This is a genomic window from Streptomyces sp. NPDC002463, assembly GCF_042889835.1.
Taxonomy (GTDB): domain Bacteria; phylum Actinomycetota; class Actinomycetes; order Streptomycetales; family Streptomycetaceae; genus Streptomyces; species Streptomyces nymphaeiformis.
In genome coordinates, this window is sequence record NZ_JBIARL010000035.1 from 1 (window position 1) to 16,306 (window position 16,306).

Annotated in this window: 15 protein-coding genes and 1 riboswitch; of the genes, 3 read left to right on the forward strand and 12 right to left on the reverse strand. The window is 72.2% G+C overall.

Translation table 11 applies throughout. From position 1 onward, the window contains the following. The 11 genes from ACFYX3_RS39405 to ribD all read right to left on the reverse strand — a co-directional run. The coding region (locus ACFYX3_RS39405; protein WP_389024628.1) for a CapA family protein at positions 1–1,242 on the reverse strand (1,242 nt) is incomplete at its 3' end. A gap of 87 nt (positions 1,243–1,329) precedes the next feature. Continuing rightward, the gene (locus tag ACFYX3_RS39410; RefSeq protein WP_376590794.1) at positions 1,330–2,400 is read right to left on the reverse strand and encodes a hemolysin family protein; all 1,071 of its coding nucleotides are present in this window, start codon (positions 2,398–2,400) and stop codon (positions 1,330–1,332) included. Further along, positions 2,397–3,806, reverse strand: a complete 1,410-nt coding sequence (locus tag ACFYX3_RS39415) for a hemolysin family protein (protein WP_389024630.1) — start codon at positions 3,804–3,806, stop codon at positions 2,397–2,399. The genes ACFYX3_RS39410 and ACFYX3_RS39415 overlap by 4 nt, the downstream gene beginning before the upstream one ends. 219 nt (positions 3,807–4,025) lie before the next feature. Then, complete coding sequence (locus ACFYX3_RS39420; RefSeq protein ID WP_359511851.1) at positions 4,026–4,478, reverse strand: PH domain-containing protein; 453 nt, start codon at positions 4,476–4,478, stop codon at positions 4,026–4,028. A gap of 46 nt (positions 4,479–4,524) precedes the next feature. Next, positions 4,525–5,373: an ATP phosphoribosyltransferase gene (hisG, locus tag ACFYX3_RS39425; protein ID WP_030691289.1), complete on the reverse strand. Its 849-nt coding sequence runs from the start codon at positions 5,371–5,373 to the stop codon at positions 4,525–4,527. A gap of 92 nt (positions 5,374–5,465) precedes the next feature. Continuing rightward, on the reverse strand, positions 5,466–5,738 hold the full coding sequence (locus ACFYX3_RS39430) for a phosphoribosyl-ATP diphosphatase (RefSeq protein ID WP_116162050.1): 273 nt from the start codon (positions 5,736–5,738) through the stop codon (positions 5,466–5,468). 35 nt (positions 5,739–5,773) lie between these two features. Further along, positions 5,774–6,259, reverse strand: a complete 486-nt coding sequence (gene ribH / locus ACFYX3_RS39435; RefSeq protein WP_024760819.1) for a 6,7-dimethyl-8-ribityllumazine synthase — start codon at positions 6,257–6,259, stop codon at positions 5,774–5,776. Between the two features lie 55 nt (positions 6,260–6,314). Beyond that, complete coding sequence (locus tag ACFYX3_RS39440; protein ID WP_389024634.1) at positions 6,315–7,592, reverse strand: bifunctional 3,4-dihydroxy-2-butanone-4-phosphate synthase/GTP cyclohydrolase II; 1,278 nt, start codon at positions 7,590–7,592, stop codon at positions 6,315–6,317. Continuing rightward, positions 7,589–8,179, reverse strand: a complete 591-nt coding sequence (locus ACFYX3_RS39445; protein WP_116165633.1) for a nicotinamide mononucleotide transporter family protein — start codon at positions 8,177–8,179, stop codon at positions 7,589–7,591. Before ACFYX3_RS39445 ends, ACFYX3_RS39440 begins: the two co-directional genes overlap by 4 nt. A 44-nt stretch (positions 8,180–8,223) precedes the next feature. Further along, on the reverse strand, positions 8,224–8,832 hold the full coding sequence (locus tag ACFYX3_RS39450; RefSeq protein WP_359511843.1) for a riboflavin synthase: 609 nt from the start codon (positions 8,830–8,832) through the stop codon (positions 8,224–8,226). A gap of 2 nt (positions 8,833–8,834) precedes the next feature. After that, on the reverse strand, positions 8,835–9,908 hold the full coding sequence (gene ribD / locus ACFYX3_RS39455; protein WP_389024637.1) for a bifunctional diaminohydroxyphosphoribosylaminopyrimidine deaminase/5-amino-6-(5-phosphoribosylamino)uracil reductase RibD: 1,074 nt from the start codon (positions 9,906–9,908) through the stop codon (positions 8,835–8,837). Between the two features lie 171 nt (positions 9,909–10,079). Further along, positions 10,080–10,210, reverse strand: a riboswitch (FMN riboswitch). Between the two features lie 245 nt (positions 10,211–10,455). Between ribD and ACFYX3_RS39460 the strand changes: the two genes are divergently transcribed. Both ACFYX3_RS39460 and ACFYX3_RS39465 read left to right on the forward strand, forming a co-directional pair. Then, positions 10,456–12,825, forward strand: a complete 2,370-nt coding sequence (locus ACFYX3_RS39460) for a chitinase C-terminal domain-containing protein (protein WP_389024639.1) — start codon at positions 10,456–10,458, stop codon at positions 12,823–12,825. A 132-nt stretch (positions 12,826–12,957) separates the two neighbouring features. Beyond that, positions 12,958–13,698: an SDR family oxidoreductase gene (locus ACFYX3_RS39465; protein WP_389024641.1), complete on the forward strand. Its 741-nt coding sequence runs from the start codon at positions 12,958–12,960 to the stop codon at positions 13,696–13,698. A 43-nt stretch (positions 13,699–13,741) separates the two neighbouring features. Here the strand turns inward: ACFYX3_RS39465 and ACFYX3_RS39470 are convergent, their stop codons facing one another. Further along, complete coding sequence (locus tag ACFYX3_RS39470) at positions 13,742–14,866, reverse strand: ROK family transcriptional regulator (RefSeq protein ID WP_389024643.1); 1,125 nt, start codon at positions 14,864–14,866, stop codon at positions 13,742–13,744. 119 nt (positions 14,867–14,985) lie between these two features. Between ACFYX3_RS39470 and ACFYX3_RS39475 the strand changes: the two genes are divergently transcribed. Continuing rightward, a complete protein-coding gene (locus tag ACFYX3_RS39475; protein ID WP_376590811.1) occupies positions 14,986–16,200 on the forward strand; it encodes an MFS transporter in 1,215 nt (404 codons plus the stop codon). Positions 16,201–16,306: the final 106 nt, after the last annotated feature.

Consider the following 16,306-nt stretch of genomic DNA (forward strand, 5'->3'; position numbering starts at 1 on the left):
GAGAGCTACGCGGCAGGACTTCACCTTCGAGGATCGATCATGTGGCTGAAACACATCACCGCAGCCACATGATCCGAACCTCGAACAGCTCCTAGAGGCCGTCCCGGGCCCCCGCAGGGGCCGGGCCGTCAGGGCCGGGCCGTCGTCCTCTCCCTCGGGCGCGGAGTCGATCCGCATGCCGAAGGGGCGGCTGATCCGGCCGAGCACGTCATGGAGCCATCGCGCGTCCTGCCGTGGGACCCGTTCCAGCCGCAGCCGTCGGCTGCGCAGCGGCACGAGCCGGACCTCCGCCAGGGTGCCGTCCTCGTCGTGGACGGTGACGAAGTACAGCAGGCGCAGGTCGTCGCGGTACTGCTCCTGGCCGGTGATCCCTTCGTAGTCGTTGACGAGGTCGCCGCACCCGTGCAGCACGAGCCTGCCCCCGTACGCCTCCATGGGCCGCGGGTGGTGCGAGGAGTGCCCGTGCACGATGTCGGCGCCCGCGTCGACGAGGGCGTGCCCGAACGCGACCTGGGCGCGGTCCGGGGCGTAGCCCCAGTTGGAACCCCAGTGGACCGAGACGACGACCAGGTCTCCGGGGCGCCGGTCCGTACGCAGCCGGTCGGCCAGCCGGGTCGCGGCTCCGTCGTACGGCCCCTCGGCGTAGTGCACCCCTCCCCCGCGATCGGTGGCGGCCCATGCGCGGGGCACCCCGCTCGACGCCAGGCCGAGCGCGTGGACGAGCAGTCGGCGTCCGCCCGGCAGCGGCACCACCGCGGGCCGGATGGCCTCCTCGGCGTCCCGCCCCGCGCCCGCGGTGCGCAGCCCGGCGTCGGCGAGGGCGTCGAGGGTGTCGTCAAGGCCGCGCCGCCCGTAGTCGAGGACGTGGTTGTTGGCGAGGACGACCACATCGGGGTGGACGGCGGTGAGCGCGGGCAGATCGGCCGGCGACATGCGGTAGTGGACGGCCTTGCCGGGCGCAGGCACGTCGTGGTGGGTGACGGCGGTCTCCAGATTGACCACGCGGGCGTCCGGCCCGGCCTCGTCGATCAGTCGGAGCGCCTCGCCCCAGGGATAGGTGGGGGCGACCGGCCGGGGCACGGGCCCGGAGCGCGCCTCGGCGAGGGCCACGTAGTCACGGGCGTCCCGTACGTACCACTCGGTCAGGGCGGGATCCAGGGGATGGGGAAGGATCTGGTCGATTCCCCGGCCGAGCATCACATCTCCGCAGAGGAACAGTCCGGTCAGACCGCCGCCGCCCATGCTCCCAGGCTAGTCGCAGGGCCGTTCGGCGTTCCGCGGGCCCGTGACGTCCTGCCTCGACGGCGGACGTCACGGGCCTGCCGGATGCTAGCCCCGAGCCGGGACGGCGGCCGGAGCCGGGCCGGACGGCGGCTGGACCCGGTGGGCGGGGTCGCGGACCTCGCCGACCAGCATCTCCAGGACGTCCTCCAGGGCGACCAGGCCCAGGACCCGGCCCTGGCCGTCCGCGACCTGGGCCAGGTGGGTGGCGGCGCGGCGCATCACGGTGAGGGCGTCGTCGAGCGGCAGCTCCGCGCGGAGCGTCGCCATCGGGCGCCACAGCCGCTGCGGCACCGCCCGCTCCCGCTCCTCCAGGTCCAGGACGTCCTTCACGTGCACGAAGCCCATGAAGGTCGCCCGGCCCTCGGCGCGGACCGGGAAACGGGAGTACCCGGTCCGTACGGTCAGCTCCTCGATCTCGCGCGGGGTGACCGACGGCGGGACCGTGACGAGGGAGGCGGGGGCGATGAGGACGTCCGTCACCGGGCGGCTGCCCAGTTCGAGCGCGTCCTCCAGGCGCTCCTGCTCGACCGGGTCGAGCAGACCCGCCTGGCCCGCGTCCTCCACGAGGCGGCCGAGCTGGGTGCTGGTGAAGACCGCCTCCACCTCGTCCTTCGGCTCCACCTTGAACGCCCGCAGGACCAGCCGGGCGCAGGCCCCGAGCGCGGCCGTGACCGGCCGGCAGAGCCGCTCGAAGCCGACCAGACCGGGGGCGAGCCAGAGGGCGGTGCGCTCGGGGTCGGCCATCGCCAGGTTCTTCGGGACCATCTCGCCGATGACGAGGTGGAGGAAGACGACCGCGGCGAGGGCGATGACGTAGCCCAGCGGATGGATCAGCCCCTCCGGGACGCCGATCGAGTGGAAGACCGGTTCGAGGAGCTGGGCGACGGTCGGCTCGGCGACGGCGCCGAGCGTCAGGGAGCAGACGGTGATGCCGAACTGGGCGGCGGCCATCATCTGCGGCAGGTTCTCCAGGCCGTACAGGACCTGCTTGGCCCTGGCACCCCCGAGCGGCTCGATCTGGCTGCGCCGGACGGAGACGAGGGCGAACTCGGCGCCGACGAAGAAGCCGTTGGCGAGGACCAGGAGGACGGCGAAGAGGAGTTGCAGCGTGCTCATCGGCCGGCCTCCGCGGGGACGGGCACCGGGTCGGCCGCCGGGGCGGAAACCACCGCGACCGGGTCGTGACCCGAGGCCGACGCCTCGTCCTGCTCGGGTGCCGTCCGGACGATCCGCACCCGCTCGGCGCGGTAGCGGTCGACCTGGCGGACCGAGAGGCGCCAGCCGGGGAGCTCGGCGCGGTCTCCCGGGGCCGGGATGCGCCCGAGGAGGTCGGCGACGAGCCCGGCGACGGTCTCGTACGGCCCGTCGGGCACGTCGAGGCCTATCCGGCGCAGGGTGTGCACCCGGCAGGAGCCGTCGGCCTCCCAGGCGGGACGGCCGTCCTCGGCGGGCGCCGCGGCCAGCTCGGGCCTCCCGTCGGCGGCCGTGTCGTGCTCGTCGCGGACCTCGCCGACGAGCTCCTCCACGATGTCCTCCAGGGTGACGACCCCGGCCGTGCCGCCGTACTCGTCGACGACCACCGCGATCGGCTGCTCCCGGCGCAGCCGCTCCAGGAGCGTCTGGGCGGGCAGCGTCTCGGGGACGAGCAGCGGCGGGACCGCGATCCGTCCGACGGGCGTGCGCAGGCGGGCGTGCGGGGCGACGGCGAGCGCGTCCTTGAGGTGGACCATGCCGACGATCTCGTCGATCCGGTCGCGGTAGACCGGGAAGCGCGAGAGGCCGGTGGCCCGGGTGAGGTTGAGGACGTCGGCCGCGGTGGCGTCCCACTGGAGGGCGCTCACCTTCACGCGCGGCGTCATGACCTGCTCGGCGGTGAGACCGCCGAGGCTCAAAGTCCGTACGAAGAGGTCCGCGGTGTCCTGTTCGAGGGCGCCGGCCTCGGCGGAGTGCCGGGCCAGCGAGACGAGCTCGCCCGGGGTGCGGACCGAGTCCAGCTCCTCGGTGGGCTCGACGCCCAGGAGCCGTACCAGCCGGTTGGCGACCCGGTTGAGCAGCGAGATCACCGGCCGGAAGAGGGCCGAGAAGCGGCGCTGCGGGGTGGCGACGAAGCGGGCGACCTGGAGCGGCCGGGAGACCGCCCAGTTCTTCGGGACGAGCTCGCCGACCACCATCTGGACGGCGGAGGCGAGCAGCATGCCGATCACCACCGAGATCCCGGAGACGGCCCCTTCGGGCAGTCCAATCGCGGTGAGCGGCCCGTGCAGCAGTCCGGCGAGCGCGGGCTCGGCGAGCATGCCGACGACCAGCGAGGTGATCGTGATGCCGAGCTGGGTGCCGGAGAGCTGGAAGGACAGCTCGCGCAGGGCGGTGACGACGGTGCGGGCGCGCCGGTCGCCGGCGGCCGCGGCTCGCTCGGCCTCGGCGCGCTCGACGGTCACGAGACCGAACTCGGCGGCCACGAAGAAGCCGTTGGCGAGGATCAGGAGGAAGGCCGCGAAGAGCAGCAGAAGGGAGACGATCATGCCGCCGCCTCCGGGGAGGGGGCGGCGCAGGTACTACCGGACGATCCGTCCATTGCTGGAGGGAGTCACTCCTCGGGTCGAAGGGTGGTCTCGCGGGCCGCGGCTGCGGCCCTGCACACGCGAGACGGTGGCGCCGCTCGGCACCACCGTCTCCAGAGTAGTCATGTGGATGCCCCGAGGGGCAGGGGGTCGGCCCCCGGATGGGGGACGAACCAGGGTTCAGGCCTGCTCGGCGCCCGTCCCGTGGCTGTCCGCGAGGGCCCGCAGGGCGCGGGCGTCGCGGATCGCCGACTCCTTGGCGATGCCCGGCTGGATGCCGAGCACCGGCAGGCTGGTGCCGTCGCTCAGGTCGAGGAAGACCCAGGGGTCGCCGGGGCGGAGGTTGACCTTGAGGATCTCCGCCCAGGCGAGCCGCCGGGTCCTGGTGATGTTGACGACCGTCACGCCCTCGTCGTCGGCGACGACCTTGGGCCGGCTCAGCAGGACGAGGACCCCGGACAGCAGCACGGCGGTGAAGACGAAGCTGGCGCGCTCCCCCGGTCCGAGCCGCTCCAGCATCATCGCGACGCCGGTGATGACCACGAACATCGCGACGCTCATGGTCAGCAGGACGGCCCGGGTGCGCCCGGGACGGAAGGTGACCGGGAGGGCGGGCGTCGTGGACTGCGACATCGGAGGTTCCTCGGTGCCTGGTGGGACAGTGCGGGCAGGACGGCCGTCAGAGGCGGCAGGCGTGGATGGCGGTGGTGAGGATGGCGCGGGCGCCGATCTCGTACAGGTCGTCCATGATCCGCTGCGCCTCCTTGGCGGGGACCATCGCGCGGACGGCGACCCAGCCCTCGTTGTGCAGCGGGGAGACGGTCGGCGACTCCAGGCCCGGGGTGAGGGCGACGGCCTGCTCCAGGTGCTCGGCCCGGCAGTCGTAGTCCATCATCACGTACGAGCGGGCCACCAGGACGCCCTGGAGGCGGCGCATGAACTGCTGCACCTGCGGGTGGTCGTCGGAGGCGCCGTGGCGGCGGATGACGACGGCCTCGGAGGTCAGGATCGGCTCGCCGATGACCTCCAGGCCAGCGTTGCGCAGGCTGGTGCCGGTCTCCACGACGTCCGCGATGACCTGGGCGACGCCCAGCTGGATCGCGGTCTCGACCGCGCCGTCCAGGTGGACGACGGAGGCGTCGATGCCCTGGTCGGCGAGGTGCTTGGCGACGATGCCCTCGTAGGAGGTGGCGATCGTCATGCCGCCGAAGTCCTCGGGGCCGTTCGCGGTGCCCGGGCGGGTGGCGTAGCGGAAGGTGGACCGGCCGAAGTTCAGCGGGAGGATCTCCTCGGCGCTGGCTCCGGAGTCCAGGAGCAGGTCACGGCCGGTGATGCCGATGTCCAGCTTCCCCGAGGCGACGTAGATCGCGATGTCCTTCGGCCGCAGGTAGAAGAACTCGACCTCGTTGTCGGGGTCGATGACCACGAGCTCCTTGGACTCTTTGCGCTGGCGGTAGCCGGCCTCATGGAGCATTGCCGACGCAGGTCCTGAGAGGGAACCCTTGTTGGGGACGGCGATGCGCAGCATGGGGTGAGCTTCCTTTGCCTGGGAATTCGGGGAGGGGGTGACGCGTGTGCTCAGAAAGTCGTGCTCGGAGATTCGTGCTCGGAGGTTCGTGATCAGAGATGGGCGTAGACGTCGTCGAGCGAGATCCCGCGGGCGACCATCATCACCTGGACGTGGTACAGCAGCTGCGAGATCTCCTCGGCGGCCGCTTCCTTGCCCTCGTACTCGGCGGCCATCCAGACCTCGGCGGCCTCCTCGACGACCTTCTTGCCGATGGCATGGACGCCCTTGCCCACCAGTTCCGCGGTGCGGGAGGTGGCCGGGTCACCGGTCTCTGCCTTGAGCTTGAGCTCGGCGAAGAGCTCTTCGAAGGTTTTGTTCGCCATGATGGTCCTAAGAGTACGGGGTAAGGGTCGCGTCATCAGCGCCAGGGTTCGCTGACCGTGCGCAGCGTGGTGGCGGTGGCGACGGCTGCGGTGACGGCCTCGTGGCCCTTGTCCTCGGAGGATCCCTCGAGGCCGGCCCGGTCGAGCGCCTGCTCCTCGTTGTCGACGGTGAGGACACCGAATCCGACGGGTACGCCGGTGTCGATCGAGACCTGGGTGAGGCCGTGGGTGACGCCCTGGCACACGTACTCGAAGTGCGGCGTTCCGCCGCGGATGACGACGCCGAGCGCCACGATGGCATCGTAGCCGCGCCCGGCGAGGACCTTGGCCACGACCGGGAGCTCGAAGCTGCCGGGGACGCGGAGCAGCGTCGGCTCGTCGATGCCGAGCTCGCTGAGGGCGCGCAGGGCGCCGTCGACGAGGCCGTCCATGATCTTCTCGTGCCACTGCGCCGCGATGACCGCCACCCGGAGGTCGCCGCAGTTCTTCACGCTGAGGACGGGTGCGCCCTTGCCGCTCATGTCTCTCCTAGCCGACTTGCCGATTGATCGATTTACCGATGTCGTACGTACGTGGTTACTGGTTGCCGCAGGTGGAGGCCTGGGAGCCGTCCAGCCAGGGCAGGTCGTGCCCCATCCGGTCCCGCTTGGTGCGCAGGTAACGGAGGTTGTGCTCGCCGGCCTTGACCGGCATGGGCTCCCGGCCCTCGACGCGCAGGCCGTGCCGGGTGAGGGCGGCGATCTTGTCGGGGTTGTTGGTCATCAGGCGCAGGCTGCGGACGCCGAGGTCGCCGAGGATCTGCGCGCCGGCCGCGTAGTCGCGGGCGTCGGCGGGCAGTCCGAGTTCCAGGTTGGCGTCGAGGGTGTCGCGGCCCTGCTCCTGGAGCTCGTACGCGCGCAGCTTGGACAGCAGGCCGATGCCTCGGCCCTCGTGGCCGCGCAGGTAGACGACGACGCCGCGGCCGGCCTCGGTGATCCGGTCCATGGAGGCCTGGAGCTGGGGGCCGCAGTCGCAGCGCTGCGACTGGAAGATGTCGCCGGTCAGGCACTCGGAGTGGACGCGGACGAGGACGTCCTCGCCGTCGCCGATCTCGCCGTGGACGAGGGCGACGTGCTCGACGCCGTCGACGGTGGAGCGGTAGCCGTACGCGGTGAACTCGCCGTGCGCGGTGGGGAGCTGGACCTCGGCCTCGCGGCGGACGGTCGGCTCGGCGGAGCGGCGGTAGGCGATCAGGTCCTCGATGGAGATGATCGTCAGACCGTGCTTGCGGGCGAAGGGGACCAGTTCGGGCAGGCGCAGCATCACGCCGTCCTCGCCGGCGATCTCGACGATCGCGCCGGCCGGGCGGAGGCCCGCGAGGCGGGCGAGGTCGACGGCGGCCTCGGTGTGTCCGTTGCGGACGAGGACGCCGCCGGGCTTGGCCCGCAGCGGGAAGATGTGGCCGGGGCGGACGAAGTCGGACGGCTCGTGGCTGCCGGAGGCCAGCATCCGCAGGGTGGTGGCGCGGTCGGCGGCGGAGATGCCGGTGGTGACGCCGTGGGCGGGGGACGCGTCCACGGAGACGGTGAAGGCCGTGCGCATCGACTCGGTGTTGTGCTCGACCATCTGCGGGAGTTCGAGGCGCTGCAGCTCCTCGTCCTCCATGGGGGCGCAGATGAGGCCGCGGCACTCGCTCATCATGAAGGCGACGATCTCGGGCGTGGCCTTCTCGGCGGCGATGACGAGGTCGCCCTCGTTCTCGCGGTCCTCGTCGTCGACGACGACGACGGGGCGGCCGGCGGCGATGTCGCGGATGGCCTGCTCGACGGGGTCGAGGGCGAGGTCGGTGGCGTCCCACATCGGAAGCGCGCTCATGCCGTGACTCCTTCCAGGGCGGGGGTCGTGCGGGTCCGGAGCCACCAGTCGCGCATGCCCCAGATGACGAGGGCGAAGTAGACGACGTAGACGAGGCCGGAGAAGGCGAGGCCGCTGTTGAAGGCGAGCGGGACGCCGACGAGGTCGACGAGGAGCCAGGCGAACCAGAACTCGACGAGGCCGCGGGCCTGGGCGATCATCGCGACGAGGGTGCCGACGAAGATGTACGCGTCGGCCCAGGGGCTCCAGGAGAGCGACGGGTAGAGGGTGAAGAGCCCGCCGACGGCGAGGGTGCCGAGGGCAGCGCCGGCGAGGAGCAGTCCGCGCTCCTTCCAGGTGGCGAAGCGGACGGCGATGGAGCCGTCCTGGGCCTGCTGCTTGCCGCGGTTCCACTGCCACCAGCCCCAGGCGGCGACGCCGATGACGAGGAGCTGCTTGCCGACCCCGCCGGAGAGGTGGGCGGTGGCGTAGGCGCCGACGAGGATGACGCCGGAGAGCAGCTGGGCGGGCCAGGTGAGGATGGAGCGGCGCCAGCCGAGGGCCAGGGCGATCAGACCGATCGTGTTGCCGATCATGTCGGACCACATGATGTGCTGGCCGAAGACGCTGAACGCCTCGGAGTTGAGCCAGTTCACTTCTCGTTCTCCTTGGCGTCGGTGCCGAGCAGCCGCTCGACGTACTTGGCGATGACGTCCACTTCGAGGTTGACCGGGTCGCCGGACTGCTTGATGCCGAGCGTGGTCAGGTCGAGGGTGGTCGGGATGAGGCTGATGGTGAACCAGTCGTCGGCGACCTCGACGACGGTGAGGCTGACGCCGTCGACCGTGATCGAGCCCTTCTCGACGACGTACCGGGAGAGGTGGGCGGGCAGGCCGACCTTGACGAGTTCCCAGTGCTCGGACGGGGTCCGCTCCAGGATGGTGCCGGTGCCGTCGACGTGGCCCTGGACGATGTGACCGCCGAGGCGGCCGCCGACGGCCATGGGCCGCTCCAGGTTGACGCGGGATCCGACGGCGAGGGCGCCGAGGCTGGACCGCTTGAGGGTCTCGGCCATGACGTCGGCGGTGAACTCGCCGTCGCCGTGCTCGACGACCGTGAGACAGACACCGTTGACGGCGATGGAGTCGCCGTGCTGGGCGCCTTCCGTGACCAGGGGGCCGCGCAGCCGGAAGCGGGAGGCGTCCTCCAGCTGCTCGACGGCGACGACCTCTCCCAGTTCTTCGACGATTCCGGTGAACACGGTCAGGCTCCCTTGAGGGTGGCGGTGATGCGGATGTCGGATCCGATGTGCGCGGTCTCGGTGATGTCGAGCCGCAACGCTTCGGTGAGGGTGGTGATTCCGGCGTCGGCGAGGGCGGCGGGGCCCGCGCCGAGGAGGACCGGGGCGAGGTAGCCGACGACCTGGTCGACGGCGCCCTCGGCGAGGAAGGCGCCCGCGAGGGTGGGGCCGCCTTCGAGGAGTACGGAGCGGACACCGCGCGCGTGCAGGGCGTCCAGGAGGGCGGGGACGGCGAGGCCGCGCTCGGCCCTGGGGAGCCGTACGACGTCCGTGAGGGTGGTCTCGGCGTCCTCGGCGATCGCGATCAGGGTGGGGCCGGCGTCGTCGAGGACCCGGGCGCCGGGCTTGACGGCGGTGGCCTCGGTGTCGACGACGACCCGCAGCGGCTGGACGGCGCCGTCGACGCCCCGGACGGCCAGGTGGGGGTCGTCGGCGCGGGCGGTGCCGGAGCCGACGACGACGGCGTCGGCCTCGGCGCGCAGCCGGTGGACGTCGGCGCGGGACTCGGCGGAGCTGATCCAGCGGGAGGTGCCGTCGGCGGCGGCGATCCGGCCGTCGAGGGTGGCGGCGTACTTCCAGCGGACGAAGGGGCGGCCGCGGCGGACGGAGGTGAGCCAGGCGATGTTGCCGGCCTCGGCCTCGTCCTCCAGGAGGCCCTGCTCGACCTCGATCCCGGCGGCGCGGAGCGTGTCGGCACCGCCGGTGGCCTGCGGGTTCGGGTCGGCGACGGCGTACACGACGCGGCTGACGCCGGCCTCGATCAGGGCCTGGGCGCAGGGGCCGGTGCGGCCGGTGTGGTTGCAGGGTTCGAGGGTGACGTACGCGGTGCCGCCGCGGGCCAGGACGCCGGCCGCGCGCAGGGCGTGGACCTCGGCGTGGGGGCCGCCGGCGCGCTGGTGGAAGCCTTCGCCGACCGGGTGGCCGGAGGCGTCGGTGATGACGCAGCCGACGACCGGGTTGGGGCTGGTGGCGCCGAGACCGCGTGCGGCGAGCTCGACGGCGCGTCGCATGGCGGTGATGTCGGCCTGCTGGGCCACCGGGTCCTCCTGCCTCTTCGGGCACGGACTCCGGGGCCTGTCGATGACGACAGAGAGCGGGTACGACGCTACGCACGGGTGTGCCGGTACGGCCGGAGGTCCACGGGTGCGCCGACGGAACGCGGCCACCAGCGGACGTACGGCCGGCACACCCCTGGTGGGGGTCGCCCGCCGCGCACTGCCTCCCATCCGGACTTTCACCGTCGGTCCAGGAATCTCACCTGGTCAACCGGCCGCTGGCTTGCGGACGGGTCGCGGACTATACCGCCGGTTCGGAATTACACCGACCCCGGAGTGCGCTGCTGCTGATACAGGGCCAGTGTGCCACGACCGGCGTGGATCACCAGGCCCGGGCCCTGTGGGCTGACTCACAGATTCCCACACGTGGCGTCTTTGGTCCAGACCTATTGACGCACTGGTCTAGTCCTCTTAATCTCCGTGTCACCTCCGAGGTGACGGTCCGTCGGTGTGCGCACTCCACGGGCCCAACACGTACCACCCCCCTGTTCGTTGCGTGTTTTCTCCGACCTCCCCAGGAGGACCGATCGTGCTGTCCCCCACGACCAAGAGAGCCTCGCTGTTCGCGTCCGGCGCGGCCGCCGCCGGGCTGCTGCTCAGCTCGCTCTCCGGCGGCGTCTCGTACGCGGCCGACAACGAGTCCTGTCGCCCCGACGGGCTCTACAAGACCCCGGGCGTCGACGTCCCGTACTGCTCGGTCTACGACACCGAGGGCCGCGAGAAGATGGGCGCGGACCACCAGCGCCGGGTCATCGGCTACTTCACCGGCTGGCGCACCGGCAAGAACGGCCAGCCCGCGTACCTGGCCAAGGACATCCCGTGGGACAAGATCACCCACATCAACTACGCCTTCGGCCACATCGGCGGCGACAACAAGCTCTCCGTGGGCACGGACGGCCCGGACAACGCGGCCACCGGGATGACCTGGCCCGGTGTCGCCGGCGCGGAGATGGACCCCGCGTACCCGTACAAGGGCCACTTCAACCTGCTCAACAAGTTCAAGAAGCAGCACCCGAACGTCAAGACGCTGATCTCGGTCGGCGGCTGGGCGGAGACCGGCGGCTACTTCGCCGACAACGGCGACCGGGTCTCCTCCGGCGGCTTCTACTCGATGGCCACGAACGCCGACGGTTCGGTCAACCAGGCCGGGATCGACACCTTCGCGAACTCGGCCGTCGACTTCATCCGCAAGTACGGGTTCAACGGCGTCGACATCGACTACGAGTACCCGACCACGATGAAGGACTCGGGCAACCCGCTCGACTGGCAGATCTCCAACGCGCGCCGCGCCGGACTCGTGCAGGGCTACGCGGCCCTCATGAAGTCCCTGCGCGAGAAGCTGGACACGGCCGGTGCCGCCGACGGCAGGCACTACCTGCTGACCGTCGCCGCCCCGTCCTCCGGCTACCTCCTGCGCGGCATGGAGACGTTCCAGATGCAGAAGTACCTGGACTACGTCAACATCATGTCCTACGACCTGCACGGCGCCTGGAACGAGTACGTCGGCCCCAACGCCTCGCTCTTCGACGACGGCAAGGACGCCGAGCTCGCCGCCGCGAACGTCTACGGCTCCTCGCAGTACGGCTCCATCGGCTACCTCAACACCGACTGGGCGTACCACTACTTCCGCGGCTCCATGCCGGCCGGCCGCATCAACATCGGCCTGCCCTACTACACCCGGGGCTTCAAGAACGTGCAGGGCGGCACCGACGGCCTGTGGGGCAAGGCCGCCACGACCACCTGCCCGGCCGGCGCCGGCCTGACCAAGTGCGGCGACGGCGCCACCGGCATCGACAACCTCTGGCACGACAAGGACACCAACGGTGTCGAGTCGCCCGCCGGCTCCAACCCGATGTGGCACGCCAAGAACCTGGAGAAGGGGATCGTCGGCGACTACGTCACCCAGTACGGCTTCCCCGCGAACACCACGCTGACCGGCACGTACGCCCGCAAGTACGACGCGACCCTGGTCGCGCCGTGGCTGTGGAACGCCGACAAGAAGGTCTTCCTCTCCACCGAGGACGAGCAGTCCGTGGCCGCGAAGGCCGACTACGTGGTCGACCGCGGCATCGGCGGCACCATGGTCTGGGAGATGGCCGGCGACTACGCCTGGAACGCCGGCAAGGGCCAGTACGAGATGGGTTCCACGCTCACCTCGCTGATGTACGACAAGTTCAAGGCGGCCACCCCGTACGGCGCGAAGAAGGCCGGCAAGGCGCTGCCGACCCAGGCCGTGAAGATCGACACCCAGTTCACCGAGTTCAAGCTGGGCGACTCGAACTACCCGATCACGCCGAAGATCAAGATCACCAACAACACGGCGACGACGCTGCCCGGCGGCACGGAGTTCCAGTTCGACTACGGCACCTCGGCCCCGAACAACGCCTCCGACCAGTCCGGCTTCGGCACGAAGGTCATCAGCAGCGACCACACGGGCTCCAACGTGGGCGGTCTGAAGGGCGACTTCCACCGCGTCTCCCTGAAGCTCCCGGCCTGGCAGTCGCTGGCCCCGGGCGCGACGGTCGACCTGGCCTTCAACTACTACCTGCCGGTGTCCACCCCCTCCAACTGGACGGTGAACATCAACGGCACGACGTACGCCCTCGCCGGTGACCTGGCGCGCGGCACGACGGTCGTGGAGCCGGGCACCACCACCCCGCCGACCACGCCCCCGACCACGCCGCCCACCACCCCGCCGACGACTCCCCCGACCACGCCTCCGACGACGCCGCCCACCACGGGCTGCACCGCCCCGGCGTACGTGGCCGGCCAGGTCTACACCGCGGGCACCACGGTCTCCCACAAGGGCCACCAGTGGAAGGCCCAGTGGTGGACCCAGAACGAGGAGCCGGGCACGACCGGCGACTGGGGCGTCTGGAAGGACCTCGGCACCTGCTGACGCACCCCCGCTGAAACCCCCGGCGGCGGACACTCACGGCCCTTGCCCCCGCCGGGCCCCCTCCGCGCCGCGCCCCCCTGTCCGGGGCGCGGCGCGGTCGCGTTCGCGCTCCCGTGCGGTCAGTCTGGAGAGATGAGCACGATCCTGGTGACCGGCGGCACGGGAACGCTCGGCCGTCCCGTCTGCGAGCGGCTGCGCGCGGACGGCCACGAGGTGCGGGTGCTCAGCCGGCACTCCCCGCCGTACGCCGTCGACCTCCGCAAAGGCGGACCGCTTCTCGACCGGGCGGTCGACGGGGTCGACGCGGTCGTCCACTGCAGCAACATCCTGCGCGGCGACAGGGAGGCCGCCCGCCTCCTCGTCGAGGCCTCGCGGCGGGCCGGGGTGCCGCACCTGCTGTACATCTCGATCGTCGGCGTCGACCGGGTGCCGCTCGGCTACTACCGGACCAAGTACGCGGTGGAACGCATGATCCAGCAGTCCGGTGTCCCGTGGACCCTGCTGCGGGCCACCCAGTTCCACGACCTGATCCTCCAGCTGCTGCAGGGCCTCGCCAAGCCCCCGGTGATGCTCCTGCCGAAGGAGGTCCGGGACCAGCCGCTGGAGGTGACGGAGGCGGCCGCCCGCCTCGCCGAACTGGCCGCGGGGCCGCCGGCGGGCCGGGTGGAGGACATGGGCGGCCCCGAGATCCGCACCTTCGACGAGCTGGCCCGCGCCTACCTGCGGGCGAGCGGACGGGGGCGCCGGCTGGTGGAGGTGCCGCTGCCGGGCCGGGTCTACCGGGCGCTGCGGCGCGGCGGACACCTGGCGCCGGACCGCGCGGTGGGCCGGGTGACGTTCGAGGAGTTCCTCGCGCGGCGGTTCGCCGCTTGAGCCGGTTCGGGGACCTCCTCGCCCGGCGCCTCGCCGCCCGGACCTACGGGAACAGCTCGTCCTGGGCCGCGTCACGGGCGCGGAGCAGGGCGCCGCGGAGGACCGCCGCGTCGCCGAGGGTGGTGGCGCGGACCTCCGTGCGGAGGGGGGAGAGGGCCGCGAGTTCGGCCTCCACGCGGGCGGCGAGGCCGGCGCCGCCCTGGTGGCCGGTCTCTCCGGCGAGGACCACGCAGCCGGGGTCGAGGACGGAGACGACGGCGGCCGCGCCGACGGCGAGACGGCGGGCGAGGGCGTCGAGAAAAAGCCCGTGCCCGGAGGCGAGCGCGTCGGCCGGGGCGAGGCCGTGGTCGGCGGCGAGGGCCTCGACGGCGGCCGTGCAGGCCAGTTCGTGGAAGCCGCCGTCGCAGCCGGTGGCCGAGGGGAGCCCCGAGGTGCCGGGAACGGGCAGGAAGCCGATCTCCCCCGCGCCGCCGGAGGCTCCCCGGCGCAGGCGCCCGTCGAGGACGACGGCGGCGCCGACGCCCTGGCCGAGCCAGAGCAGGACGAAGTCCTCGCGGTCGCTGGCCGCGCCCTCGCGGAGCTCGGCGACGGCGGCGAGGTTGGTCTCGTTCTCGACGAGGACGTGGGCGGGCAGCCGTTCCTGGAGGACGCCGACGAGCCGGCGGTGCCAGGCGGGCAGCCCCGAGGAGTCGCGCAGTTCGCCGGTGGCGGGGTCGATGAGCCCGGGCGCGCCGACGGCGACGCTGTGCAGCCGGTCGGCGCCGGCCTCCTTCACGGTGCGCTCCAGGAGGGCGACCGCCTTCTCGACCGCGGGTCCCGTGCCGCTCTCGTCGCCGACGGGGACGGACGCCTCGGCGAGCGTGGTGCCGAGCAGGTCGGCGACGGTGACGGAGACGGAGCGGGTGCGGACGTCGAGGGCGGCGAGGTGGGCGCGGTCGGCGACGATCCCGTACAGCTTGGCGTTGGGGCCGCGGCGCTCGGCTCCGGCCTCGCCGACGACGTGGACGAGTCCGGAGCCCTGGAGCCGCTCGACGAGGTCGGCGACGGTCGGGCGGGAGAGTCCGGTGAGCGTCTTGAGCTGAGCGGCCGTCAACGGGCCTTCGTCCTGGAGCAGTCGCAGGGCGAACCGGTCGTTGATGGCTCGTGCGGTGCTCGGGGATGCGGCCATGCGGCGATCCTCTCAGACGTGCGAGGAGCTGGGCTCTCTCCGCGGTCTATTTATCAGGCAGGGTTCCTGATAGTTTACGCGGCACACACCACGAGCACCTACGAGCACCGGGAGGGCCCATGGCGGCGGAGACCGTCACCAGCACCGAACGCCTCCGGCGCGCGCGCTTCGCCGTCGCCGCCGTCTTCTGCGTCCACGGCGCCGTCACCGGCAGCTTCGCGACCCGGATCCCCTGGATCCAGGAGCACGCGGGCGTCGGCGCCGGGCAGCTCGGCCTCGCCCTCGCCTTCCCCGCGCTCGGCGCCTCCCTCGCGATGCCGCTCGCCGGGGCCGTCTCGCACCGCTTCGGCGCCCGCACGGCGCTGCGCGGCCTGCTCGCCCTGTGGACCCTCTCGCTCACCCTGCCCTCGCTCGCCCCGAACATCTGGGGCCTGTGCGGAGCACTCCTCGTGTACGGGGCGACCGCCGGCATGTCGGACGTGGCGATGAACGCGCTCGGCGTCGAGACCGAGAACCGGCTCGGCAGGTCCATCATGTCGAGCCTGCACGGCATGTGGAGCGTCGGCGCCCTGCTCGGCTCCGCCGCCGGCACGGTCGCCGCCCACCTCGGCGGCGACGCCCGGCTGCACCACCTGACCGCCGCCCTGGTGCTCACCGCGCTCGGCCTGGTCTTCTGCCAGGGCGTGCTCGACGTCCGCAGCACCCCGGAGGAGGAGCCGCCGCCGCGCTTCTCGCTGCCGCCGAGGTCCGCGCTGATCATCGGCGCCATCGGCTTCTGCGGGGTGTTCGCCGAGGGCGCCAGCCTCGACTGGTCGGCGGTCTACCTCAGGGACGAACTGAGCAGCTCGGCGGGGCTCGCGGCCGCGTCCACCACCGCCTTCGCGCTGACGATGGCGGTGGCACGGCTCGCCGGCGACCGCGTGGTGGACCGCTTCGGGGCCGTTCGTACGGTACGGGTCGGGGGCGCCGTCGCCACGCTCGGCGGGGTCCTGGTGGTCCTCGCCCCGCACGCCGCCGTCGCGATGGCCGGATTCGGTCTGATCGGACTCGGGATCGCGGTCGTCGTCCCGCTGGCCTTCGCGGCGGCCGGGCGCAGCGGCCCGAACCCGAGCCAGGCCATCGCGGGGGTCGCCACCATCACGTACACCTCGGGTCTCATCGCCCCCTCGGCGATCGGAGGCATCGCCGACGCGACCTCCCTGGTCCTCTCCTTCGGACTGGTCACGCTGCTCGCCCTGGGGCTGGTGCTCGGCGCGGGCGTCCTCAGGACCGGCGGGCGGGAGACGGCGTCGGGGACGCCGGAGCCGGCGAAGAGCGCAGGGCCCGTGGCGTAGACCGAGCGGCGTCCCGAAATCCCAGGTCCGCGGCCGTGGCGCCTACCATATGGCTGAACTTCTGCGGTCTCGACACGGCCGCCGGAACCGGAGAACGGGAGCAGAC